At 62.9% G+C, this 21,970-nt stretch carries 26 protein-coding genes and 1 tRNA gene; 7 read left to right on the forward strand and 20 right to left on the reverse strand.

Translation table 11 applies throughout. The features are described from left to right. Positions 1-61: 61 nt before the first annotated feature. The 17 genes from ACV959_RS17785 to ACV959_RS17865 all read right to left on the reverse strand — a co-directional run bounded on the left by ACV959_RS17785 (position 62) and on the right by ACV959_RS17865 (position 13,727). The gene (locus ACV959_RS17785; RefSeq protein ID WP_475737869.1) at positions 62-622 is read right to left on the reverse strand and encodes a hypothetical protein; all 561 of its coding nucleotides are present in this window, start codon (positions 620-622) and stop codon (positions 62-64) included. Further along, the gene (locus tag ACV959_RS17790) at positions 619-876 is read right to left on the reverse strand and encodes a DUF6378 domain-containing protein (RefSeq protein WP_475737870.1); all 258 of its coding nucleotides are present in this window, start codon (positions 874-876) and stop codon (positions 619-621) included. The genes ACV959_RS17785 and ACV959_RS17790 overlap by 4 nt, the downstream gene beginning before the upstream one ends. Further along, positions 873-1,289, reverse strand: coding sequence for a crossover junction endodeoxyribonuclease RuvC (locus ACV959_RS17795; RefSeq protein WP_475739711.1), 417 nt, complete (start codon positions 1,287-1,289; stop codon positions 873-875). Before ACV959_RS17795 ends, ACV959_RS17790 begins: the two co-directional genes overlap by 4 nt. Positions 1,290-1,777: 488 nt before the next feature. Next, positions 1,778-4,054 carry a PriCT-2 domain-containing protein gene (locus ACV959_RS17800; protein WP_475737871.1) on the reverse strand — a complete coding sequence of 759 codons (2,277 nt, stop codon included), beginning with the start codon at positions 4,052-4,054 and terminating at the stop codon, positions 1,778-1,780. Next, the gene (locus tag ACV959_RS17805) at positions 4,054-4,269 is read right to left on the reverse strand and encodes a DUF6511 domain-containing protein (RefSeq protein ID WP_475737872.1); all 216 of its coding nucleotides are present in this window, start codon (positions 4,267-4,269) and stop codon (positions 4,054-4,056) included. Before ACV959_RS17805 ends, ACV959_RS17800 begins: the two co-directional genes overlap by 1 nt. Further along, the gene (locus ACV959_RS17810; protein ID WP_475737873.1) at positions 4,266-6,011 is read right to left on the reverse strand and encodes a DEAD/DEAH box helicase; all 1,746 of its coding nucleotides are present in this window, start codon (positions 6,009-6,011) and stop codon (positions 4,266-4,268) included. The genes ACV959_RS17805 and ACV959_RS17810 overlap by 4 nt, the downstream gene beginning before the upstream one ends. Further along, on the reverse strand, positions 6,004-6,948 hold the full coding sequence (locus ACV959_RS17815; RefSeq protein ID WP_475737874.1) for a PDDEXK family nuclease: 945 nt from the start codon (positions 6,946-6,948) through the stop codon (positions 6,004-6,006). The genes ACV959_RS17810 and ACV959_RS17815 overlap by 8 nt, the downstream gene beginning before the upstream one ends. Next, positions 6,948-7,310, reverse strand: coding sequence for a hypothetical protein (locus ACV959_RS17820; protein WP_475737875.1), 363 nt, complete (start codon positions 7,308-7,310; stop codon positions 6,948-6,950). The genes ACV959_RS17815 and ACV959_RS17820 overlap by 1 nt, the downstream gene beginning before the upstream one ends. Positions 7,311-7,383: 73 nt before the next feature. After that, a complete protein-coding gene (locus ACV959_RS17825) occupies positions 7,384-7,890 on the reverse strand; it encodes a DUF669 domain-containing protein (protein ID WP_475737876.1) in 507 nt (168 codons plus the stop codon). Between the two features lie 28 nt (positions 7,891-7,918). Continuing rightward, positions 7,919-8,659, reverse strand: coding sequence for an ATP-binding protein (locus ACV959_RS17830; protein ID WP_475737877.1), 741 nt, complete (start codon positions 8,657-8,659; stop codon positions 7,919-7,921). 61 nt (positions 8,660-8,720) lie between these two features. Then, complete coding sequence (locus ACV959_RS17835) at positions 8,721-8,942, reverse strand: helix-turn-helix transcriptional regulator (protein WP_475737878.1); 222 nt, start codon at positions 8,940-8,942, stop codon at positions 8,721-8,723. Between the two features lie 159 nt (positions 8,943-9,101). After that, a complete protein-coding gene (locus ACV959_RS17840) occupies positions 9,102-9,548 on the reverse strand; it encodes a hypothetical protein (RefSeq protein ID WP_475737879.1) in 447 nt (148 codons plus the stop codon). 75 nt (positions 9,549-9,623) lie between these two features. Then, a complete protein-coding gene (gene tnpC, locus ACV959_RS17845) occupies positions 9,624-11,156 on the reverse strand; it encodes an IS66 family transposase (protein ID WP_475736307.1) in 1,533 nt (510 codons plus the stop codon). Between the two features lie 69 nt (positions 11,157-11,225). Beyond that, positions 11,226-11,582 carry an IS66 family insertion sequence element accessory protein TnpB gene (tnpB, locus tag ACV959_RS17850; protein WP_475736306.1) on the reverse strand — a complete coding sequence of 119 codons (357 nt, stop codon included), beginning with the start codon at positions 11,580-11,582 and terminating at the stop codon, positions 11,226-11,228. Continuing rightward, positions 11,579-12,031, reverse strand: a complete 453-nt coding sequence (gene tnpA, locus ACV959_RS17855; protein ID WP_475736305.1) for an IS66-like element accessory protein TnpA — start codon at positions 12,029-12,031, stop codon at positions 11,579-11,581. Before tnpA ends, tnpB begins: the two co-directional genes overlap by 4 nt. A gap of 24 nt (positions 12,032-12,055) precedes the next feature. After that, the gene (locus tag ACV959_RS17860) at positions 12,056-12,538 is read right to left on the reverse strand and encodes a hypothetical protein (RefSeq protein WP_475737880.1); all 483 of its coding nucleotides are present in this window, start codon (positions 12,536-12,538) and stop codon (positions 12,056-12,058) included. Continuing rightward, positions 12,528-13,727 (reverse strand): hypothetical protein, encoded by a 1,200-nt coding sequence (locus ACV959_RS17865; RefSeq protein ID WP_475737881.1) that lies wholly within the window; start codon positions 13,725-13,727, stop codon positions 12,528-12,530. The genes ACV959_RS17860 and ACV959_RS17865 overlap by 11 nt, the downstream gene beginning before the upstream one ends. A gap of 589 nt (positions 13,728-14,316) precedes the next feature. Between ACV959_RS17865 and ACV959_RS17870 the strand changes: the two genes are divergently transcribed. Genes ACV959_RS17870 through ACV959_RS17890 form a run of 5 tightly spaced genes read left to right on the forward strand, consistent with a single transcriptional unit; the run spans position 14,317 to position 17,196 of the window. Continuing rightward, positions 14,317-14,754: a DUF2924 domain-containing protein gene (locus tag ACV959_RS17870; RefSeq protein WP_475739712.1), complete on the forward strand. Its 438-nt coding sequence runs from the start codon at positions 14,317-14,319 to the stop codon at positions 14,752-14,754. Continuing rightward, positions 14,751-15,611, forward strand: coding sequence for a recombinase family protein (locus ACV959_RS17875; RefSeq protein ID WP_475737882.1), 861 nt, complete (start codon positions 14,751-14,753; stop codon positions 15,609-15,611). Before ACV959_RS17870 ends, ACV959_RS17875 begins: the two co-directional genes overlap by 4 nt. 43 nt (positions 15,612-15,654) lie before the next feature. Beyond that, positions 15,655-16,080: a hypothetical protein gene (locus ACV959_RS17880; RefSeq protein ID WP_475737883.1), complete on the forward strand. Its 426-nt coding sequence runs from the start codon at positions 15,655-15,657 to the stop codon at positions 16,078-16,080. Next, on the forward strand, positions 16,077-16,514 hold the full coding sequence (locus ACV959_RS17885; RefSeq protein ID WP_475737884.1) for a hypothetical protein: 438 nt from the start codon (positions 16,077-16,079) through the stop codon (positions 16,512-16,514). The genes ACV959_RS17880 and ACV959_RS17885 overlap by 4 nt, the downstream gene beginning before the upstream one ends. 58 nt (positions 16,515-16,572) lie before the next feature. Continuing rightward, positions 16,573-17,196, forward strand: a complete 624-nt coding sequence (locus ACV959_RS17890) for a hypothetical protein (RefSeq protein ID WP_475737885.1) — start codon at positions 16,573-16,575, stop codon at positions 17,194-17,196. 314 nt (positions 17,197-17,510) lie between these two features. On the opposite strand, the gene ACV959_RS17895 is transcribed toward ACV959_RS17890, so the two are convergent. Next, a tRNA-Ser gene (locus tag ACV959_RS17895) sits at positions 17,511-17,600 on the reverse strand. 360 nt (positions 17,601-17,960) lie between these two features. On the opposite strand from ACV959_RS17895, the gene ACV959_RS17900 reads away from it, so the two are divergent. Beyond that, the gene (locus ACV959_RS17900) at positions 17,961-19,160 is read left to right on the forward strand and encodes an IS256 family transposase (RefSeq protein WP_475737886.1); all 1,200 of its coding nucleotides are present in this window, start codon (positions 17,961-17,963) and stop codon (positions 19,158-19,160) included. A 42-nt stretch (positions 19,161-19,202) separates the two neighbouring features. Here the strand turns inward: ACV959_RS17900 and ACV959_RS17905 are convergent, their stop codons facing one another. Both ACV959_RS17905 and ACV959_RS17910 read right to left on the reverse strand, forming a co-directional pair. Next, positions 19,203-19,508, reverse strand: a complete 306-nt coding sequence (locus tag ACV959_RS17905) for an Arm DNA-binding domain-containing protein (protein ID WP_475739713.1) — start codon at positions 19,506-19,508, stop codon at positions 19,203-19,205. A 1,180-nt stretch (positions 19,509-20,688) separates the two neighbouring features. Next, positions 20,689-21,126, reverse strand: a complete 438-nt coding sequence (locus ACV959_RS17910) for a hypothetical protein (protein WP_475737887.1) — start codon at positions 21,124-21,126, stop codon at positions 20,689-20,691. Positions 21,127-21,257: 131 nt separating this feature from the next. Between ACV959_RS17910 and ACV959_RS17915 the strand changes: the two genes are divergently transcribed. After that, positions 21,258-21,958, forward strand: a protein-coding gene (locus tag ACV959_RS17915) for an IS5 family transposase (RefSeq protein WP_475739612.1) whose coding sequence is annotated in 2 segments (ribosomal slippage) — positions 21,258-21,518 and positions 21,521-21,958 — 699 coding nt in all. Because the reading frame shifts where the segments join, the coding sequence is not laid out codon by codon here. Positions 21,959-21,970 lie beyond the last annotated feature (12 nt).

Below are 21,970 nucleotides of genomic sequence, written 5' to 3' on the forward strand. Positions count from 1 at the left end.
TGGCTCCGGGCGCAGTGATTAGCACTCTCATTTGCAAATCTACGCGCGTCGCAGAATCCTGTCAACAACGGAAAACACGCGCGAGATGATTGAGCGCAACGCGCAGGTTTCCCAGATCGTTTTCGGGCCACAGCGTCGTGTCTTCGTCCGTGCATACGACGCGATAGAGCAGAAGCGACGGCTTTCGGCCCGCCCACATGCGCTGATCGCGGTCGCATTGATCGAGGATGTCGGTCGCGGCGTCGAACTGCCTGCGCAATTTCCGCACGTAGTCGTCGTCGGCCTCGATGGACCCGTAGCCCTCCAGCAGGCCCACGTAGATCATCAGGCCGGAGACCGACTGCGGCGTCGGCGTCGGCAGCCCGGAGATCACGTGATGTGCGTAGTAGAGGCGCGCGAACCTGACGCCCGCATCGTATTGCTGGTCGCTGATCAGCTCCTGGATGTTCAGGCGACCCAGCGACGATCCCAAGCGCGCGTCGCGGGCCTGCGCCGCGGTGACCCCATAGTGGCGCTGCCGCGCGGCGAGCGCCGTGGCCATGGCGTCGCGCTCGGTTTCCTGCTTCTTGAGACGGCCGCACGGATAGCGAAGCCCGGGTTTGCGTTTGCGTCCGGTTTTCATTGGATCACCTCGGGAAGCAGGGCGGCGTAGCCGATGACGTCCACCGTGCTGTCGCGGTGGGTTGGGTCGTGGGCGAGGCGGGCCAGCTTGACGTCGATCATGCAGAGCACGACCTGTGCGGCCGAGACGGGCTGGCCGAGCGTGATCGACCAGCGCGCGGCAATGACGGCCATCGATGCGGCCGCGTCGCCGTAGGCGGCCTCGCGCTGCGCCAGGATGGCTTCGGCTTCGTCGAGAATGGCGGCGGCGCTCATTGCAGCTCCCCCTTCGACTCCATCGTCCACAGCAGGATGGCCAGCGCGTCGGCCTCGTTGTCATCGGCCGGGTTGAACCCCCGCGCGCGAACGGCGGCGATCACCGCCTCCTTGTCGGCGTTGCCCTTGCCCGCGATGAACTTCTTGATCGTGCCGACGGGTACGCCCTGGTAGGGAATGACCCGGTGCTCGCACCAGCCGGTGAGCGTGGCGAGAAAGCCGCCGTAGATGTGCGCGGCGTCGACGCCCGCGTGACGTCGCACTTCCTCGAAATGGACCGAGTCGATCAGCCCGGCGTAGCGCCGCAGCTGTTCGAGCCAGTCCCGGAAGCGCAGGTAACGCATCCCGCCGCCGTCGTAGCGGCTGGGCCGGAACGTCGCCGTGCCGCTGGTGATGGCGCCGTCGCTGAGCATGGCCCAGCCGGTGGTGGTTCCGAGATCGAGCGCGATGATGGCGCGCGCCGTGTCTCCGGGCGCGGCTGCCGGCTGCGGCGTGGGTTCGTGCGCGACTGTCGTAGACATGCAGACTCCTGTTCAGGAGGGCGGTCGGGGCGAAGGCGCTGGCCGGCGAAGGAGCGATCTCGCCCGGACCCGAAGAGGGGTCTGGTCAGGTCAGTGTTCGCCGCCACGATCTGCGGCGGCGATTTGTTCAAAGGCTCACACGAGCCTCTTGAAGGATTGGCGGCGCTAAGCCGTTGGGGCGTGTGGGCTTTTATATATAATTATATTATTCAAATAATGATGAGAGAGAGTGCTCTGTACTCCTCTCCCCACTCCCCCTACACACGCGAGAGGGGTCTCTGCTGAAAGATTGAGGAATTGACGCTTACGGTTTTTATCGCGTGAAAACATTGAGTTGACTCCATTTGTGGTGTTTGGAGGAATTGCGGCGCGATGAAGGATCAGCTTCGCTCGCCGGTGTCCGTGCACTTGAACACCATCGCCGAGCGCGTCGCCGACGGCCGCATCTCCGTTTTGATCAGGCCGCCTTCGACCAGCGTGGCGATCACTTCGTTGCGCTTGCGCAGATCGAGCCACTGCGTGCGGCGGATGAGGTCGGTCTTGGTCAGCCCCTGCGCGCCGGCCGAACGAATGATGTCGCGCACCCGCTTGTGACTGCGGTCGGTGTCGTTGTCCGCGACATGCCGTTCCACCTGGTCCATCGTGCGGCCCGCGAAGTGGCGCACGAAGGCGATCGCCCACTCGGCGTCCTCCCCGGTGATCTCGGGCCGGACGGGATCGCGCCCGACGGCGACGATGAGCGCCAGCTTCTGGGCGTTCTCGCCGATACGCGCCAGGATCGACGTGAACGCCGTACCACGCGCCTTTCGCAGCTCGTGGGTGTTTTCCGCGCTGAGCGCGCGAAACGCGTCACGGGCCTCCGTAAGCATCGGAACCACCATCGGAACGACGGCGGTCTCGAGGCCCGGCAGGAGGCCAACGAGGTTGCCCGCTGAATAGCCGCCTTCAGCGATCAGATTCAGGCTGTCGATCAACTGCTGTGGCGCCCGGCGCGTGCCGGCGGCGAGGTTCTCCTCCGGGTAGTCGTCCGCCGTCGGAAGGATGATGAAGCGCGCCAGCGATCCATCGACGACATTCGACCCCTGCAGCGCATTCCAGAAGTGCAGAGGGGTCGTCGTGCCATAGACACAGAGGCAGGGTTGGTTGACGTCGCGCCGTTCGTTGAGGCCATCCCGGTTGGCGTATTCCGCGCCCAGGAAGATGCCACCGGCCGAGGTGTAGAGCTCGGTCATGTTGTCCAGAATGTCGGTGATGTGGCGCGGACTGCGGCGGCGGTCCGCCGCGGCCGACAGGAACATGCCGAACTCGTCGATCTGGAACAGGATCGCCGGCTGGCGGTGGACGGCGGTCAGCAGGCCTGCGCCGGACGCGATCTTGTTGCCGCCGAGATAATTGGCGAGCCCGGCCTGAACGAAGAGCTCGTTGATGATCTCCCGGCTGTGGTTCTTGCCCGAGCCGGAGTCGGCCACGCCCACCACATAGAGGTTGGAGCGCAGATTGCTCTCGGTGCGGTATTTGCGCCCCATCAGCGCGCCGATGGCGCACAGGCTCGCGCCCAGCGACAAGAGCGGCTGCGGACGCCGCGCCGTGCGCACCATGTAGTCGGTGAGCTCGCCGACGACGCCGGCTGGAATCACGAGGTCGAATGCCGGCGCCGCTTTCGACGGCGCAACATTCTCGTCGGGGCCTGTCAGCTTCGCCAGCAGGCCTTCCGCCGGATGCCGCTCCTCGACCGGCGCGCTGCCGTCGAGGACGAGCCCCGCGTCGGGCTTCCAGCCACGCTCCATGGCGAGATGATAGATCGTGCCGGCGCCGATGCGGTTTGGCTTGAACCCGGCCCATGTCTTTGCCGTGAAGGCTGCGTCGTTCTTTGCCGCCTGCGCCGACCATGAGGCGAACAGCTCCTCGCCCGCATCGCCCAGCGCGCCCTTCAGCGCGAGGCCGATGCGCACCCAGCTGTCGTAATCGACCTCGGCGTTGGGCAGGAACGCCAGCGCGGCGCGGATAGCGGGCAATGTGCCGGCTTGCGCATGCGACGGGTGGCTCTCACCCGCGTTGGCGGCAAGGCGCGCCGGGCGCAGCGACTCCGGGAGCAGCGTGACAGCTTCGTCGAGAAAGGCGCGCGCGGCCGCCTCGTCGATCGCCGGCAGCTTGTCGATGTCGAGATCGGCGAGCGACGCCTCCGGCCACTCGTACGGGCGGCCGGTTTCGGGATGCTGCGCATAGGCGACGAACTGCTGGCCGAGGCACAGGATCTCGAGCGGATGCCGCTTCAGCCCCTTGAAGGGGGCCGTGGTGCGATAGATCAGCATGCGCTTCGGCGCCTTGCCGATGCGGACAGCCGGCGTGTCGCCGAGGCGCTCGCGCGCAAGATCCTCGATGCGCTGCGCCAGTTCCGCGTCCTCCCTGATGTCGATGTCGACGGCGGCGACGGCGCCGCCGAGGACGCCGACGCCGGCATCGGGCCACTTCTCCCAGAGCGAGACCTCGAACTCGGTCGTGCCCCGGTCGGCGTGACGCGTCCAGTCGGCGTAGTCGACCCACTTGCCGCGGATGAAACGGCCAGGCTTCTTTGCGCCCGGCTGCAAAGGCAGAATGGAATAACCGTTGGCGACGAGCTTGTCGCCATAGCGAGACATGAAGCTAAAGTCTTTCATCAGAAAGGAATCCCGTCGTCGATTTCCGCGGAAAGGGGCTGCGCCGACTGGCGCAGCGCGTCGCAGTAGCCGCCGACGACTTTGGCGAGGAAGGTTTCCCATTCCTGGACCGTCAGCAGCGCGAGATCGGTCTTGCCGAGCCCGTCGAGATAGGCGCCACCGGCGTCGCCGCCGGCGAGCATCGCTTGCTTTTCATTCGCCGTTTGATCGATCACGCCTTTTCTCCCGTGGAGGATGTCCTGACAGGCCCGGCCGCAGAGCCATCGCAGGCTCTCGAACCGGCGCGGGTTGGAAATCGAATAATTGATGCTGAACCAGCCGAAGCCGCGGGCCTCGCGATGGCAGACGGGACAGAGCCCGCCATGGGCGATGCGCATGGAGCGAACCTGTAATCGAGGATTTCCGGATAGCGCCCGCCAAGCCGCACCAGGATCTGCGTGGGCTTCTCGAGGCGCGAGACGAGACTCAGCGCGTCGTCGATGCGCGACGGCATCGGCAACGTCGGACCACGGCGACGCCACCACGCCTCAGCCTTGCGCCGCGCGAGCCCGTCGTGCTCCAGGCAGATCCATTCGTCGTAGCCGATCAGCCCGGTACGATAATGGACCTTCAGCGAGGAGCGGCCGCCAACCTTGTCGTGTCGTGAATAGGTGACGTCTGAGACGTTGACCCATTGCGGCGTCACGGAGCGGGTCGAGATGACGGCGAGGGTCGACGCCGTCGGCTGGATTTTCACTTCGCGGCCGGGGAACTCGAAGCCGCACTCGGGGCATTCCGCGAGCGCGATCGGCAAGATCGTGTCGCACTCCGGGCAGACCTTGGTCGGCGCCTCGCCAGCGCCCGGCTCGGCCGGCTTTTTGGGCTTCACCAGATCGATGGGGCCGTGCCGCGAAACATTGCCCGCGAAGTCCAGCACCAGACAATTTTCCTTGCCCGGCGCGAGACGCGTGCCGCGCCCGGCCATCTGCACGTAAAGCCCCGCCGACTTTGTCGGCCGCAGCATGGCGATGAGATCGACGCCGGGGGCATTGAAGCCGGTGGTCAGCACGCCCATCGACGCCAGGGCGCGAACCTCGCGCCTTTTGAAGGCGGCAATGATCTCGTCGCGCTCATCCTTGGGCGTCGACCCGAAGATCGTCGCGCAGGTCACCCCGCGCCGGCGGACCTCCTCGGCGACGTGGGTCGCGTGATCCACGCCCGAGCAGAACAACAGCCAGGACTTGCGATCCGCGCCGTAGGAGACGACCTCGTCGATGGCGGCGCGCGTGATCGCCTCCTTGTCGACGGCGGCCTGCAGCTCGCTGGCGATGTATTCGCCGCCGCGCGTGCCGACGCCGGTGACGTCGAGCCGGGTCTTCGGGCGCTTGCTGATCAGCGGGCAGAGATACCCCTGGTCGATCAGGTCGCGAACCGACACGTCGAAGGCGATGTCGGTGAACAGCGCGTTGTCGCCCTCGTGCAACATGCCGCAGTCTAGGCGGAACGGGGTCGCCGTGAATCCAATGACCTTGAGCAGCGGATTGATCGCGGTGAGCTCGCCGATCAGCTTGCGATACATCGTGCTGGAATCGCCCGGGATCAGATGCGCCTCGTCGACCAGGACGAGATCGCAAAAGCCGATCTCGGCGGCGCGCCGGTGGATCGACTGGATGCCGGCGAAGAGGATCCGCGCGTCGGCCTCGCGACGGCCGAGGCCGGCCGAATAGACGCCGGCCGGCGCCTCTGGCCACAGGCCAATCATCTCGGCGTGATTCTGCGCGATCAGCTCACGCACATGCGTGACGATCAAGATGCGTTGATCTGGCCACGCCTTCAGCACGCCCTCGATGAAGGAGGCCATGACCAGGCTCTTGCCGCCAGCCGTCGGAATCACGACGATCGGGTGACCTTTGTGCGCCCCGAAGTATTTGTAGATCGCGGTGATCGCTTCTTGCTGATAGGGGCGCAGTTCAAGCATGCGAAGCCTCCTTGTCGCGGGCGTCGTTGATCCACAGCGGGCCTTCGAAGAGTCGGTAGGCGACGAAGTCGTCGCCGGCGACGACGACCTCGCCGGGAACGAAGTCGGGAATGAAGAGATGTTTCGGGCAGCCGGCGCGCTGCGCCTGCGGACCGATGGGTTGATCGAAGCGCGCGCAGCGCCAGCCCCCATCGACGGGCGTCGAGTGGAGACAAGTGCGGCAGTTCAGCGCCGGGGACTCGCCTTCGTGGCAGACACGGAAGTGCTCGCAGAAACGGCACTCGAACCACGTCCGGTCTTCGCTGATGCGCGCGGGCGGACGCGGCGCGTCGATGATGCGGCCGGCCTTTGCGATCAGCCGCTCGCCCTCGGCCGTGTCGGCCTCGACACGCTCGATGTGGAGGTGGTCGGTGTCCTTGCAGACCGCGACATACATCGCGCGCGTCATGCCGGTCAGATGCATGTAAACCTGCATCTGCGCGAAGTGCCGCGGCTTCGACGCCTGCACGCCTTTGCCGGTCAGATCGGCGAAGCTCTTGACCGAATGGGTCTTGAACTCGACGACGTGCCAGGTTTTCGGCGCTTCAAGGAGGCCGATGGCGGCGGCGTCCAGCGACCCGCCGAAATGGCCGCCATGGGCAGACACGCGAAACTGCTTGCCGGTCGCGGGATCCACTTCGAGCACCGTCGCGCCGGTTGCGCGCAGATTGCGAACGAGCCGCGCTTCCTCGAGTTGGCCGGTTTCGAAGAGGCGCAACATGCGGCCCTCGAAGCGCGCCGGCGTCGCCCAGCGGAAATCGAACCAGAGCTCCCGCGCGCAGGGCTTGCCGATCAGCGACGCGCCGAGATGGTCGCGAAAGCCGTCGCCCTGCTGGGCTTCGTAGGCGCTGTAGATGGCCGACAGGGTCAGCGTCGGAGAGGAAGGGAGCGGCGCCATCAGCGCGTCTCCCCAGCGTGGCGCAGGCGCGCGGCGTCCAGCACGCGGGCCCAGCTTTCCGCGTCATGCCGCTCGCGCAGCACGGCGATGATCGCGTCCTTGAACGTGATCTTCCTCGACGCCGCGGCCAGATTGGCGGCGACCTCGGCGCGCTCTTTCTGGAGGTGGCGCAGCGCCGTCTTGGCGCGGTGGAACCAGCTGGGGTCGATCTGTTGGCCGCCCGCCTGCCGCTTGAGATCAGCCGTGGCGATCTGGGTGCGTATGCGGGCGATGGCGTCGTCGATTTGCAGGAGGCGCTGCTTGTCGTCAGGCAAGCCGGCGCCATTCGCGGGCCTCGCGGCCGCGTCGGTCATCATGGACATCTGGATACTCCGAAGGGAGAAGAAAGAGTACGCCGTCTGGCTCAGTCCAGGCGGCGCTGATCAACGCCTGTCGCTACACGTTGCGTCGCCAGGGCGTTCCGCCCTGCGGCTGCGTCACGGGAGCGGACGCCGGAGCGGCGACAGGGGCGGCCTGACGCGGCGCGCGCGGCGACGCGGCGTCTTTCTTGGGCGAAAGGTAGCGAATGCGATTGCGTTCGCCGTAGCCGTTCTTCGGCGGCTCGACCGTGACGGAGATTGTCATCGGAATGAGATGCAGCTCTTCCGAGTCGGAGATTTCCATCCGATCGGTCGCGTGGCAGATTGCCGAGAGCGTGCGTTTGGCGATCTCGACCGTCTTCGGATTGGCGTTGACGAGATTGAGCTGATCGAAGACTTTGCGGCCCTGATACGGTCCCTCCAGAATATCGAGCATCAGCCAGAGGAACTGGCCCATGCCGTCGCGCGTGACGCGCATCTCGCTCTCGACGATCTGCGCGCGATAGGTTCCGGCCGGCAAGACCTCGAAGGGCTTCAGCGGCTCGACCTCATGGGCGTCGAAGGCGCCATCCAAACGTGCCATTCTATTTTCTCCTGAAGAGTCGAAATCGTTACTTCGGCATTGCGTCGACGAACGCCTGCCAGCTGAGGGGAAGAGTGTCGGGGAGGCCGTAACGGTTCTTGGCGAGGAAGGCCGGGCGCTCGGCAGTGTGCATGACGCGCTCGCCGCTCCCGAGCGCGCGAGCGACTTTCTTGTTGAAGCCGACTTCCGATTTGACGACGCTGACGCGATAATTCGCGAACAGCACGACGTCGGAATGTTCCTGCAGCAGCGCGGCGGCGCGCGCCTGCAGCTTGATCACATAGCGATCGAAAGGTTCGTGCTCGGGGCTGTCGAACCGCTTGATGTCAGTGTGCGCAATCTGAACGATGGCGATGCCGCGCTCGTCGCGCAGCGCGTTGAGGCGATCGACATAATCGCGCCAGATGTCGAGCGCCGCCGCGTAGCCCTTGCCGTAGCCGGGCTGCTCGATATTGTCCCACTTGTTGAGGCGGCAGGTCTCGGCCCAGATCAGCGGCTCAAGCCAATCGACGCTGTCGACAACGGCCGTATTGATGTCGTGCTCCTCGTAGCGCAACGCGTCGAGCGCCTCGACGACATCGGTGTAGGTCCTGGCGAGCGGGAAGTGCGTGACCTGCAGCGTGCCGAGGCCGTCCTCGGTGAGAATGAAGGCGGGCCTGTCTGCGCCCGCCGCGAAAGTCGATTTGCCGACGCCGGCGACGCCGTGGATCAGGATGCGCGGCGGCGACAGCGATGTGGACTTCTTGAGAGAAGCGATCGAGATAGCCATTGATTGGCCTTTCACTGCGTCTGAGAGTGGTTCGGGAGGGAGAGGGAGGCGGCGAGAGGCGTCACGCATGGGCCCCGGCTTTGGAGCCGCGACGGACGCCGGGGGTCGCCTGACGGATCTGCTCCATCTCATACGCCTCGATGTCTTCGAGGCGGTACGCGACGCGCCCGCCGATCTTGATGAATTTCGGGCCTTCGCCCGTAAACCGCCACCGCTCCAAAGTGCGGGGCGATATCGTCCAGCGAGCAGCGAGCTCGGTCTGGTTCAAATGCCGCGTGGTCATTCGGTTCTCCGTCGGTTCGTTCGAAACCGTGGGGAGGACCTTGCCTGAGGGCGCGGAAGGAGATGGGAAGGAGGAAGGAAGGAGAAATGGAAGGAGGGCGACAAAAACGAAAAAGCCGCCCGGGGCGGGGGCGGCTTCGTTTTCAGGCCGGGTCAAAGATCAGAATTCTATCCAGCACTGCCCCGCTTCTTCCTTGATGAACTTGCTCCAGTGCTTGTTCTTGCTGAAAGCTCTCGCGAGATTTGTTGTCTTTGGGCCGGCCCCCACCTCTTCGAGCACTTTGGCGGTGAGACAAACCGGATCGTTGCGATTATAGGCGTCCACCAAAATCTTAAGAATCGCGCGGTGCTGGACGCCGGGGAAGCTATATGCTTCTTCGCCGATGTAGATTTGGCCGTAGTCGACCGAGTGCCTGATCGGCTTGTGCGCTGATGCTGGCGCGACAAGCAGCCTTTTTGAAACGATGGCCGGATCGATCGCGATATCGTCCGGTTTCGCCAGGACATCCTTGATGCCAACAACGACCTGTCCCGCCAATTGCGCATCAAGTCCTGCCGCGTTCGATGTAAGGACGACTCGCGCGTCGGCGGGAGGACGCTTGCTCATCATCTCCTCAAGGGCCGCACGGTGGCCAGGGTCGAAGAGTCTTCGGCAGAACCAGACTGAAAGTAACCGCTGTTATCAGGCCACGTCTTCGAGAGCGACCGGCTGCGCGTAGGCCCAGGGCATGAGCTCGTCGAGTTTGCTCGCGAGATGGCCATTGATGATCTTCACGAGAACGTCGGCCAAATAGGCCTGCGGATCGACGCCATTGAGCTTGCAGGTCTCGATGAGCGAGGCGACGATCGCCCAATTCTCTGCGCCGCCGTCTGAGCCCGCGAAAAGCGCGTTCTTGCGATTGAGGGCAATGGGGCGGATGGCGCGCTCGACGATGTTGGAGTCGATCTCGATGCGCCCGTCGTCGATGAAGCGCGCCAGGCCGTCCCAACGCGAGAGCGCGTAGCGGATCGCCTCGGCGAGCCTGGTCTTCTGGCTGATCAGCGCGAGCTTTTCACGCAGCCATGGCTCGAGGGCGTCGAGGATCGGGCGGGATTTCTCCTGTCGCGCCGCGCGCCGGTCATCCGGGTTCTGCGCGCGGACGTCGCTCTCGATGGCGTAGAGCGCGCCGATGCGTTCGAGCGCCTCGCTGGCGATCGGCGCAGGACCTGCCGCGGCGAGTTCGTAAAAGCGCCGGCGGACATGGGACCAGCAGAAGGCCAGCGCCACGCTGTTCTTGTGCGCCAGCGCGCGATAGCCAGCGTAACCGTCGACCTGCACGACGCCCGTGAAGCCAGCGAGATGCGCGAGCGGCTGCTCGGACTTTCGGTTTTGCGCATAGACATAGACGGCGATCGGCGGATCGGCGCCGCCCCATGGCCGGTCGTCGCGGGCATAGGCCCAAAGTTGGCCGGTTTTCGTGCGGCCCCGCCCGGGGTCGAGCACCGGCGCCGTCGTCTCGTCGGCGAAGATTTTCGTCGACGACCGGATGTGTTCCAGAAGCCGCTCATGAACGGGCCGCAAATGCCAGGCGGCGCGGCCAACCCAGTCGGCGAGCGTCGAACGGTCGAGGGCGATCCCCTGTCGGGCGTAGATCTGCGCCTGGCGATAAAGCGGCAAGTGATCGGCATATTTGGAGACGAGCACATGGGCGATTGCCGCCTCGGTCGGCAGTCCACCCTCGATCAGCCGCGGCGGGGCCGGCGCCTGCACGATTGCGCCCTCGCAGGCGCGGCAGGCGTATTTGGGACGCCGCGTCACCAGCACCCGGAACTGCGCCGGGACGATGTCGAGCCGCTCGGAGACGTCTTCGCCGATCTTGTGCAGCAGTCCCTTGCAGCAGGGGCAGGCGTAGTCCTCGACATCGACGACGGTCTCGATGCGCGGCAGATGCGCCGGCAGCGCGCCTCGGTTCGTGCGGCGCTTTCTGGACGCCTTCTCGCGTTCGGCGGCGGACTTGGCTTCCCCCTCCGCCGCTGCGCCGGCTTCCGTCTGCTCGACCTCTTCGAGCGCCAGCAGCATCTGGTCATCGGGAAGCGTCTCTGCGCGCCGTCCGAAGCGATGACGCTGCATCTCCTTGATGATCTGAACGAGGCGCTCGTTGCGCGCCCGCTCGGCGAGGAGCATCGCCTTCAGTTCATTCGGATCGTCGGGAAGCGTCTCGACCGCCTGCGCCATAGACACAGAAGACCATATTTTCTGCGGTCTTTCGACGCTCTTCGACGCCCTGATTCATTGTGTCGCAGATCATCCCGCCAAGGCCGGCGCCGGCGTCTCCTTCACGCTGTGGACGCGCCGCCAGTCCAGCCCCTCCAGCAGCGCCGAAAATTGCGCCGCCGACAACCGCATCACCCCGTCTTCGATCTTCGGCCAGCGGAACTCGCCATCCTCCAGCCGCTTGGCGAAGAGGCACACGCCCGTGCCGTCCCAGAAGACCAGCTTGATGCGGTCCGTCCGTTTCGCGCGAAAGACGTAGATCGCGCCGTCGAAGGGATCGCACTGCATCGTCTCGCGCACCAGCGCCGCGAGACCCTCTGCGCCCTTGCGGAAGTCGACAGGCTTCGTCGCCACCATCACGCGCACCGCGCCCGTCGGGCCGATCATTTGGCGACTTTCAACGCCCGGATCACCGCAGCGATGGTCTTCGCTTGCGCGCCGCGTCCGACCCGAACCGTAACGCCGTCAATTTCAAGTTCGATCGTCGGCGTCGAACCAATTTCCTGGTCGACGGCGCGGCGTTTGCGCTTCGCCGGCGGCGCGGGCGCAGGCCCTTGCATGATTGCCGGAACAAACAATGGCGGCGCGCCTGCGTCCGCGCGAGCCTCGGTCTCTTTGCGCGCCTGACGACGCCACGTAAAAAGCTGCTGCGCCGTCAGACCGTGCCGCCGCGCCACTTCACAAACGCTCGCGTCCTCCGCAAAGCTCTCAGCGACGATCGCCGCCTTCTGATCGGAGCCCCACGTTCTCCGGCGTCCCGCGCCCGTGAAAACCTCGATCCGCCGCATCGGAGCTGCTTCAGGCTCCGACATATGCTTACGCTCTGAAATCGACATGTGTCGGAGCCCCTTTCGCTCCGATTATCGTCGCCCCAACTCATTCAAAACAGGTGCGAGCAGAACAGCGCTTACGACTGAAACGGGCTTTCGATGCCCTTGCATTTTAACGAAACCCATATCCCAGAGCATATCCCTGACCAACGGCGCATTCATCAGCGAGGAAACGCGCTCACAATTCACCAACGTCTTCGCAAAGAACGTTTCCATCTTAACGCCATAGAGGGTTATCTCTTCGGCAGCGACAGGCGTCCATCGTCCCTTGCTGGTGAAGTAGCCATGCGACCCATGCTCTGGCGACCAGACGACGGTGGTTGGCTCGTCTTCATAGTCGTCCATAGACGGGACAACGTCTGTAGAACCAACCTGTGTGAGTAATCCCGCCTTGAGCAGGGCGTCGCTCGCCGTCGTATAGTTGGAGCAGAGCAGAGATCCGGATAACCTTCCGGATCTGGTTTCGAGGATCTTTAGCAACAGATCGACGGCTCCGCTATTTTTAAGGGCCATCGGGCAAGGACCCGTCTTTGCGAATGCCCCATGCGCGAAGGAGTTTCTCGCCGATGAGTCGCTCGCGTTCGGTCATGCCTTTCAGATTGCATCCATGAGGCGTTGTAATGGTCAGGTTGAGATTCTTGGGACGGCGGGATTTGCCTTCCGGTCGAAAACGAATTGTCAGACGCGCGCGAGTGATTGTCCAGTCTGCATGTCGTTCGGCGCTGGGCCCGATATGATGATCGGCCATATCCCAGATCGTGTGCGTGGACGAACCACGATATTCGAGCGTGACGCGCTGATCCGATTCATCGAGCGGTTGAAAACGCAATTCCCTGACGAATACATGTTCGATCGATTGGCCGGGGGACGCATTCGGATCGGACGGGAAGTCGAAAGGATCCATTAGCACGCTGAGGTCGTATTGGCGTGTAGGCAGCTTTTCGCTCTTGAAATCGATGCCAAGCAGATGGCGGCCCATGTAGCCTGCCAACGCCTCGCGAATGTCCTTGTCGCTGGCCACGACCTCGATCACGCCTTCGGCCGGTTCGTAAGTCAAGGAGGCTTCGTAGACCGGCTTGATCAACTTTCGTTTCAGTGCGCCGGCGCCGTCGAACCCAAGGGTGTCGTCGGCGGGCCCTTCGCGGTATACGGCGACTTGCGCCAATTGATGAGTTGTTCCGTCGAAGGCTACGCGATGCCGATCAAAGATATCGACATGCACACGGGAGGTGTTGAATTTATTTCTGATTGCGTCAGTGAAGGCGTCTCTCGACGCTTGATCCTTCACTACGTGCTTTTTCTTTTCCGCGACAAAACCGCTCCACATGCGTCCGTGACGTTTTTCGTCATTAAACCGAACCTCTTCGGCCAAACGAAAATTGTCGTTTTCGTTCATAAAAGCCCAGAGCGCCTTATTGTGAGCTCCGGCGACGGCGTCGAATTTTACTCTGTCGGAGATGACGTCGTATAATGCACTTTGTCCCGGCTCATCGGCTAATGCGATGATGCGATCCACCTCAAGCACGAGATCGTCGCGTTCTTCTTCGGTAAGAGCGGCGAGAGCGTCGACAAGCGCAGATGCGATGTCGCTTTCTTTAGCCGTCCAATCGACGGAAGGAGGCAGGGAGAAAGGCTTCGTCTGAAAATAAGCCTTGAGGCTCGCTGCCGGGGTCTTTCTCAAAAAGGTGGTGATTGACGCCATCTGAGTCCTTCTTCGGGGCGGCGAACGCGAGGGGAAGGGCGGGAACGTAACAAGAACAGCGGCGCGGGGGAAGGCTGATGATCAGTTCGTCCACAACTACGAGCGGCTGGCGCATCGCGTGATTCGGTTCGGATCGTTGGAAACCGCCTCGGGCGTCACTACTTCCGGCGCTCCGCACGATTTCCTGCGGCTGCGAATGAACTCGCGCTGTTTCACAAGATACGGAAAATGCTTGCTTATCTCTAATTCGTCCCGCATCCCTCGCTCATCGCCATCAATTTCGAACGGTCTCGATGAGCACGGTTCCTACTCCGCCGAATTGGACGCCGCCCGAGCAGATGACGGCTTCTGAGCGCCTCGACGAATTGGCCCGACTCCTTGTCGCCGGGCTCAGGCGTATTCAGCCAGAACAGTCCAGTTCTTTATCGCCAGCCGACGGAGAAAGTTTGGTCGACTTCTCGCCCCTGAAGAGCGGTGTTCGACGTCGCAAACTTCGCGAGAGGAGGATGTGATTATGAGCAGGAACGCCGCAAAATCCAGGCCGCAAGCCGCGCCGCGGCCGGGGGAGGACAGTGCGACGGACGGGGCCGTGTTGGCGCAGCTCGCGGCGCTGCATTGCAGGTCGGTGAATGAGCTGAAGGCAAAGTGGGAGTCGCTCTTCGGCGCGGCGGCGCCGAACAACAGTCGCGAGTTTTTGGAGAGCCGCCTCGCCGCAAGGATTCAGGAACTGACCTACGGCGGACTGTCGCGCGAGACCCGGCGCGCGCTTGATGTTCTTGCTGACGAGATCGAGGGCAAGATCGATCGGAAGCGAATGGCCGACGACGGCCGCAATCCGAGCCCGGGCACGAAGCTCATACGGGAATGGGATGGCGCCGAGCATGTCGTCACCGTCCATGCCGACGGTTACGAATGGAATGGCCGCAAGTTCCGCTCGCTCTCGGCCATCGCCAAAGACATCACCGGCACCAGCTGGAACGGCTTCAGGTTCTTTGGCCTCCTCGGCAAGAGCAGGAGCGGCAAATGAGCAGAGCCTCAGTCCCCGCAGCCAAACGCCTACGCTGTGCGATCTACACGCGAAAATCGAGCGAGGAAGGACTCGAACAGGAATTCAGCAGCCTCGACGCGCAGCGCGACGCGTGCGAAGCCTATGTCGCAAGCCAAAGGGCCGAGGGATGGGTCGCCGTCCGAGATCGCTACGATGATGGCGGCTTTTCCGGCGGCACTCTGGATCGCCCGGGATTGCAGCAGCTGCTGAGCGACGTCGAGGCCGGCCTAATCGACGTGATCGTCGTCTACAAGATCGACCGCCTGTCACGCTCCCTCATGGATTTCGCAAAGCTCGTCGAGGCGTTCGATCGCAACAATGTGACCTTCGTGTCCGTCACCCAGTCCTTCAACACGACGACGTCAATGGGGCGATTGACGCTGAACATTTTGCTGAGTTTCGCGCAGTTCGAACGCGAGGTCATTGGCGAACGCATCCGCGACAAGTTCGCGGCGTCCCGCAAGCGCGGAATGTGGATGGGTGGGTTCGTTCCCATGGGCTATGACGTCAGGGATCGCAAGCTCGTCATCAACGAAGCTGAGGCGGCGACAGTGCGCATGATCTTCGAGCGCTTCGTTGCGCTCGGATCGGCGTCCACATTGGCGCGCGCGCTGCAAGCGGAAGGCGTCGCCAACAAACGCGGCAGGCTCATCGACAAGGGCTTCATCTACAAGCTGATCAGCAACCGTGTCTATCTCGGCGAAGCGGTTCACAAGGGAACGTCATATCCCGGGGAGCACGAGGCGATCATCGGCAAGGAGCTGTGGGAGAGCGTTCACGCGATCCTGAGAGAGAGCCCGCGCGAACGGCGCGCCAAGAAATCGCAGTCGGTCTGAGGCGCTGCTCAAGGGGCTGATATTCACAGCGAGCGGCACGGCCATGACGCCGACGTTCACGCGAAAGGGAGAGCGGCTCTATCATTATTACACGTCGATGGATTTGATCCGGAACCGCGCCGTCGCGGACGAGGCGGCGCCCTTGCGTCTGTCATCAGCGGTTGTGGACGGCGCCGTCATTGCCGAGCTGCGGCGTCTGATCGGCGCGCCTGAGATTGCGGCGCGCGTGGTGGCGATCTATCGGCAGGATGGCCTCCGCGCGGATGAGAACGCGATCGTCGAGGCGCTGCGGCGCTTCAATGATCTGTGGGAGGCGCTGTTCCCGGCGGAGCAGGCCCGGATCGTTCGGCTGCTCGTCGGCAGGGTCACGGTCGGCCCTGCCGGCATCGCCGTCGATCTGCGCAACAACGGCCTCGCCGCCCTCGTCAGAGACCTTTCCGCCAACGCCCATCAGGAAGCCGCCGAATGACCGACGCAGACGACGCCATCCGCGTTTTTATCCCGCTGACCTTCCGGCGGCGCAACGGGCGGCCGAAAATCCTGCCGCCCGAACGGGAGCCGGATTTTCAGGCGCGCTCGCAGGATCCGCATATCCTGCGCGCCCTCGGCCGGGCGTGGGCGTGGCGGCGGCGGCTCGAGAGCGGCGAAGCAACTACGCTCCAGGATATCGCCCAAGCCGAGAAGGTGACGGACCGGTATGTCAGCCGGATCATGCGGCTGGCGTATCTCTCGCCCGACGTGCTCGAACGCCTGCTGCTCTGGCGCGTGCCGCCGTCCGTGTCGGTCAACGACCTGATCAAGGCCAGCTATCTGCCGTGGGCGGAGCAGACGGGGAGGGTGTTTGATGGAGAGCTCCAAAGCGGCGGAAGAGTCCGCTTGCCCGCGCTGATCATCAACGGGTAAGACCCTGGGCGCACATGTGCTTGAGGCCCCCATGGTGAAAGCGCCAAAGATCTCGCCAGTGGACGAAGAAAAGGCGCTCAACCTGTTGCAAAGATACGGCTGTCCCGTGCCGTATCATGAGGTGCGCACCCGCTTCCTCGGCAACATCGCGACGCCAGAAATGTCCGCCTCGCCGATGTCGGTCGTCAAAGGCCTCTGGGGCGGCGAATTCCCCGCGTTTGAGAGCATGGAAGCGGTGAACGAACTCCTCGGCATTCTGGTAAATGGGCTTTGTAACTCCCTGACACGGCACCAGAAACGCAGCGAGCCCTTTCGCCCAGTCAGAACACCGGTCGGGACGACCCGAGGGGAACTTGCCGCCTACGCCTTGATGCGTCGCCAGGAGATCGATGGATTTGTCGAAGGCCTTTTCAACGGGCGGGAGGACCTTGATCTTCCCGAGAAGGCCACCGTCTCGATGGGTGTCCTTGGCGAACTGCGCGCCATGCTCGCAGGCGTTCATGCCCTTGCCACAAACGATACCAAGATCGCGTCTGACGGTGAGTTCGCGGCCACTCTGAAGCACGTCCAACAACTGACGCCGATCATCGAGCGAGAAATCAACGCCGTCGTGCTGGCCTGCACGCGGGCGCGACGGCAGGCGCTGAAAGCGCCCGACTTCTCGGGGCCAACGTTCCACTAAAATCCTGCGCGGTTCTGCGCCCCGCAGAAATGCGCCCCAGCATGCCCACCGCAGGTTTTAACCGAACCGAGGGCGGAGGGGGCAACTCAAACGAGACGTCTACGCAGCTTTTTCAAGACATTGAAAATAGGCGCAGTTTTCCGACCGAACCAAATCGAGCGAGGTTCGCTCGGAATGAGACGGACGGGCTTCCGAGACCGGATTCGGCTCTTCGCCGCAGTCTCAGAGGTTCGGTCGGAAACCGCAAACCCTTCGGAAATAGCGAAGTTTTCCGGCGCTGGTCAGCCAGCCTTCGGGGTTTGCTATGGTTTAGCTGGCGGAGGGGGCGGGATTCGAACCCGCGATACGGTTGCCCGTATACACACTTTCCAGGCGTGCGCCTTCAACCACTCGGCCACCCCTCCGTTGGGCGGCAATATATTCAGACCGACCGAGAACGCAAATCCTGTCGTGAGGAAATCGCAAAATCGCCGGTCGTCGACTTATTATACCAAAGGTTTGAACTGAACCGCCCCTGGTTTGGCGGAGGCCAATCCGTTTGAGTCACGCCGGCCGGGCGTGCTCCCCGAGTTGCGCATAATAGCGCGCTTTGGCTTCGGCCGGCGGGAGGTCGTTTCCCCGGTGATGGTGTAGCTGGATGGGAGCAAGCGGCCCGCGACGCGCGCTTTTCATAGCGCCGTAGCGAGCGGGCGGCTTGCGGTGGTCATTGACGATTCGCCGATAGGATCGGGTTGCGACACTCAAACGCAACCGAGGAACCGCCGATGACCGATGAGATGATGAACCTGCGCGCGCTCGTGGAGAAGGCCCCCGACGCGGATATTTTGCGCGAGATGATTGGTTTTGCCGCCGAGCGGCTGATGGAGATCGAGATCGGCGCCCTGACCGGGGCCGGCTATGGCGAGAAGAACCCCGAGCGGCTCGCTCAGCGCAACGGCTATCGCGAGCGGACCTGGGAGACGCGCGCCGGCGCCGTGGGGCTGCGCATCCCCAAGCTACGCAAGGGCAGCTATTTTCCCGGCTTTCTGGAGCCGCGGCGGATGGCCGAAAAGGCGCTGACCGCTGTCATCCAGGAGGCCTATATCCAGGGCGTTTCAACGCGCTCGGTCGATGATCTCGTCAAGGCCATGGGCATGAGCGGCGTCTCCAAGAGCCAGGTCTCGCGCCTGTGCGAGGAGATCGACGAGCGCGTCAAAGCCTTCCTCGAGCGGCCGATCGAAGGCGACTGGCCCTATCTTTGGATCGACGCGACCTATGTGAAGGCGCGGCAGAATGGCCGCATCGTCTCTCTGGCGGCGATCATCGCCGTGGGCGTCGACGCCGACGGCCGGCGCGAAGCGCTCGGCATGGACATCGGTCCCTCGGAGGCCGAGACATTCTGGACCGAGTTCCTGCGCAAGCTGCGTCGCCGGGGGCTGCGTGGCGTCAGGCTCGTCGTCTCCGACGCGCATGAAGGACTGAAGGCCGCAGTCGCCAAGGCGCTGCAATCGACCTGGCGGCGCTGCCGCGTCCACTTCATGCGCAATGCGCTCGCCCATGCCGGCAAGAGCGGCAGGCGCGTCGTCTCCGCCTTCATCGCCACCGCCGTCGCGCAGGACGACGCCGAGGCGGCAAAAGGCCAATGGCGCAAGGTCGCCGACCAGTTGCGCCCCAAGCTGCCGAAGCTCGCGACCTTCATGGACGACGCCGAGGCGGACGTGCTCGCTTATATGAGCTTCCCGGCGGCGCACCGCGCCAAGCTGCACAGCACGAATCCGATCGAGCGCCTGAACGGCGAGATCAAGCGGCGCACCGAGGTCGTCGGCATCTTCCCCAACGAGGCCGCCATCATCCGCCTCGTCGGCGCGATCCTGCTCGAACAGAACGACGAAGGGGCCGTCCAGCGCAGCCGATACATGACGCTGGAAACAATCGCGCCGTTCAGCGACGATGCGATCGTCGGGCTGCCCGCCGTGGCCGCCTGACCGACCCGGCTTGCCGGCGAGCGTCGTGATCACGCCAACCAGCTACGCCACGCCAAGGGACACGATCAAGGTGTCCTTGGCGCGTTCCGCGAGAGCCTTCTTCTGCTTTTTCTCCTCGGACGGATCGCACCCTGCAGCCAGAGATCGTTTGGCCTCGTCACGCGCTTGCCGGGCGTCGGCCAGGGACACTGCGAGGTAAGCTCCCAGCGCGAGAAGCTTTTGTTTTCCTCCAAAACGGTAGGCAAAGCGCCACAGGCGCGCGCCCGAAGGGGGCGCCCAGAGCTGAAGTCCGCCGCCATCGGAAAGTTTTTGAAGTTTCGCCGTGGACCGGATGTTCCGGCACTTCATGTCCGACAAGGCCATAGTTCGTTGCCGCCGAGTTGGTGTCCGATACCAACACGAGGATAGGCGATACCAACAGGAATACCAACAATTGCTCTCGTTGGACGACGCACGACGTCCTATCCGGCGCTACGACGACGTGCGACGAAATCTATATTTATCCTTGTTTTTCAGCAGATTATGGGCACGAGAGAGCGCGACGGGAGGCAAGACGGAGGGCAGGGAGTAAGGGGGCTGGTGCCCAGGGGCGGAATCGAACCACCGACACTGCGATTTTCGGTTTGCGTAAAATGACAATAAAATCAATGTGGTAGGCAAAAAGAAAGTCGTCTAACCTCGAACTAAGATCATTGCGTTCCTACTGATCTGTCTAACATTCACAGCTTAGCCTTTAGCGAAGAAATGCGGCTGCGGGAGCGCAATCATCCGCCACTCCACCGCAACGAGAGCGAAATCGCCCTCTTTACTCTGAAGCATGACCGCCTCCCCGCCAATACCGCGCGGGGCATCCCTTGATTCTCGCATCTTGCAGCCGGAGTTCCAACGTAATAAAGGCAATCCACTCCAGTCGAGGGGCCGCTATGAGATTGCTGGTCTTGGCAGGTTTCATTTCGATAGCGCTTACCGACGCCGCCTCTGCGTCGCAACTTACGCATAAGTGGGCAACCCAAGCCGCCCGCTGTAGCGGTCTTCCTGAAGAAGGAGGCAGAGCAGCGTGTCTAAAAGCTCAAGTCTATTGGAATAAGCTGCTGGGATCGGGGTGCAAATACCACGGGCAACCTCACTCGTTCGATCCAAACGGATGGATTTGCCGCTGAATTCCCCTGGCGGTAAGCCTCCAAGAAAGGGCAGTTTGAATGCCGAGATATTTGATCGTTCTGCTCGCTAGCATGTGCCTTACAGCATCAGCATCATCGGCTAAGTTCCCCGTTCAGTGGCTTAACGATTACCAGAAGTGCAGAGGCTCGCATTCTCTCTCGGCTTGCAAAAAGTACGCTCCAAAGGAGAAATGCCTTGTTTGGGTTAAGCGAGAGGGTTACGGAGCCTTCACCGCGACCGGCTATTTGAAGGATGGATCGATCTGCGGCCATGGGACCGCATGCTTCAAAATACCGGCGGAAGCAGAGTTTATTAGTCCATGCAATAAAATAAAGGACCTCTACTTGGCAGAATAAAAGTTAATTCATCACTTAATTATTCTACCTGAATAGGTCGGACATAGCTGTCTGAATGCAGAAATGGCGGCCATGTTATCGTTTCCACATATTTCTTCAAGCGGCAGTCTATAGCTCATTGACCAGCGACCTGTTGAAACACTAAGTGCACCCATTTTACAGTTGGCGACGACAGTCACTACTGATTGGCCCTCGGTTCTTAAAACATCTGCGATACAAGTTTTCATTTTCCCGCCATACCTGCGGTTTTCTCGAAGACCAACCCTGTCGCAATACTCTTGCGCATCAGCTGCAGTCATTTTGGAAAGTAGCTTCGCATTGGCTGTGTCCCGACCAGAAATGCTGATGCCGGTGGTGCCGGCTGCGTGGCAAGTTGACCACCCCTCCAGCGCTCGAGCAGGAACGGCAATAAACAAACAGGTCAACGCGGCGAATGCGATCCGTTGCATGTCTCTAGGGTCTGTACCCGATTGAACTGAACGTCGCGCCGTGATTCAAGCTCTTCAGGAGGGCTTGATTCGTGGCGGACAATTTTTGGCTCAGCGATGAGCAATGGGCGGCGATCGAGCCGCATCTTCCGATGGTCCACACCGGGCCCAAGCGCCAGGACGATCGCCGCATCATCAGCGGCATCGTCCATCGGCTGCGCGAGGGCTGCCGATGGCGCGCGCTTCCCGACGAGTATGGGCCGTATACGACGGTCTTCAACCGATACAATCGCTGGAGCCAGCGGGGCCTGTGGCAACGCATATTCTCGGCGCTCGTCGCAAGCGGCGACCCGCCAGCGCTCACCATGATCGACAGTTCGGCGGTCAAGGCGCATCGCTCGGCGAGCGGCGCCAGAAAAGGGGGGCGCAAAATCAAGCCATCGGCCGCTCGCGCGGCGGGCGCACGACGAAAATCCACGCGCTCGTCGACGAAGAAGGACGACCGCACGCCTTCCTGCTGACGGGCGGACGCGTCGCCGACGTCACGGGCGCGGCGACACTGCTCGCCGCGACCGCGCCGAGCGAACAAATGATCGGCGACAAGGGCTACGACGCGGATCATTTGCGCCTCTTCCTGCAAGCACGCGGCACGACGCCGGTCATTCCCAATAAAGTCAACCGCAAGCGCCTCTTTCCGTTCGACGCGGAACTTTACCGCCTGCGCAACGTCATCGAGCGGACGTTCTGCCGGTTGAAGGACTTTCGAGCCATCGCCACACGTTACGACAAAACCGCTCGAAACTTCCTCGCCGGCCTGTGCCTCGTTGCCGCCCTCCGCTATTGGATCAATTGAGTCCAGACCCTA

This window comes from Methylocystis sp. Se48 (assembly GCF_056269425.1).

Excerpts from the sequence above, each read along its gene's own strand:
- ACV959_RS17790 (WP_475737870.1), bottom strand. The coding sequence starts at position 876 with ATGAGCGCCGCCGCCATTCTCGACGAAGCCGAAGCCATCCTGGCGCAG.
- ACV959_RS17820 (WP_475737875.1), bottom strand. The coding sequence starts at position 7,310 with ATGTCCATGATGACCGACGCGGCCGCGAGGCCCGCGAATGGCGCCGGC.
- ACV959_RS17910 (WP_475737887.1), bottom strand. The coding sequence starts at position 21,126 with ATGCAACGGATCGCATTCGCCGCGTTGACCTGTTTGTTTATTGCCGTT.
- ACV959_RS17810 (WP_475737873.1), bottom strand. The coding sequence starts at position 6,011 with ATGCTTGAACTGCGCCCCTATCAGCAAGAAGCGATCACCGCGATCTAC.
- ACV959_RS17905 (WP_475739713.1), bottom strand. The coding sequence starts at position 19,508 with ATGAAGTGCCGGAACATCCGGTCCACGGCGAAACTTCAAAAACTTTCC.
- ACV959_RS17835 (WP_475737878.1), bottom strand. The coding sequence starts at position 8,942 with ATGACCACGCGGCATTTGAACCAGACCGAGCTCGCTGCTCGCTGGACG.
- ACV959_RS17880 (WP_475737883.1), top strand. The coding sequence starts at position 15,655 with ATGACGCCGACGTTCACGCGAAAGGGAGAGCGGCTCTATCATTATTAC.
- ACV959_RS17830 (WP_475737877.1), bottom strand. The coding sequence starts at position 8,659 with ATGGCTATCTCGATCGCTTCTCTCAAGAAGTCCACATCGCTGTCGCCG.
- ACV959_RS17875 (WP_475737882.1), top strand. The coding sequence starts at position 14,751 with ATGAGCAGAGCCTCAGTCCCCGCAGCCAAACGCCTACGCTGTGCGATC.
- ACV959_RS17860 (WP_475737880.1), bottom strand. The coding sequence starts at position 12,538 with ATGGCCCTTAAAAATAGCGGAGCCGTCGATCTGTTGCTAAAGATCCTC.
- tnpC (WP_475736307.1), bottom strand. The coding sequence starts at position 11,156 with ATGGCGCAGGCGGTCGAGACGCTTCCCGACGATCCGAATGAACTGAAG.
- ACV959_RS17815 (WP_475737874.1), bottom strand. The coding sequence starts at position 6,948 with ATGGCGCCGCTCCCTTCCTCTCCGACGCTGACCCTGTCGGCCATCTAC.
- ACV959_RS17795 (WP_475739711.1), bottom strand. The coding sequence starts at position 1,289 with ATGCTCAGCGACGGCGCCATCACCAGCGGCACGGCGACGTTCCGGCCC.
- tnpA (WP_475736305.1), bottom strand. The coding sequence starts at position 12,031 with ATGTCGATTTCAGAGCGTAAGCATATGTCGGAGCCTGAAGCAGCTCCG.
- ACV959_RS17800 (WP_475737871.1), bottom strand. The coding sequence starts at position 4,054 with ATGAAAGACTTTAGCTTCATGTCTCGCTATGGCGACAAGCTCGTCGCC.
- ACV959_RS17825 (WP_475737876.1), bottom strand. The coding sequence starts at position 7,890 with ATGGCACGTTTGGATGGCGCCTTCGACGCCCATGAGGTCGAGCCGCTG.
- tnpB (WP_475736306.1), bottom strand. The coding sequence starts at position 11,582 with ATGATCGGCCCGACGGGCGCGGTGCGCGTGATGGTGGCGACGAAGCCT.
- ACV959_RS17885 (WP_475737884.1), top strand. The coding sequence starts at position 16,077 with ATGACCGACGCAGACGACGCCATCCGCGTTTTTATCCCGCTGACCTTC.
- ACV959_RS17865 (WP_475737881.1), bottom strand. The coding sequence starts at position 13,727 with ATGGCGTCAATCACCACCTTTTTGAGAAAGACCCCGGCAGCGAGCCTC.
- ACV959_RS17785 (WP_475737869.1), bottom strand. The coding sequence starts at position 622 with ATGAAAACCGGACGCAAACGCAAACCCGGGCTTCGCTATCCGTGCGGC.
- ACV959_RS17900 (WP_475737886.1), top strand. The coding sequence starts at position 17,961 with ATGACCGATGAGATGATGAACCTGCGCGCGCTCGTGGAGAAGGCCCCC.
- ACV959_RS17840 (WP_475737879.1), bottom strand. The coding sequence starts at position 9,548 with ATGAGCAAGCGTCCTCCCGCCGACGCGCGAGTCGTCCTTACATCGAAC.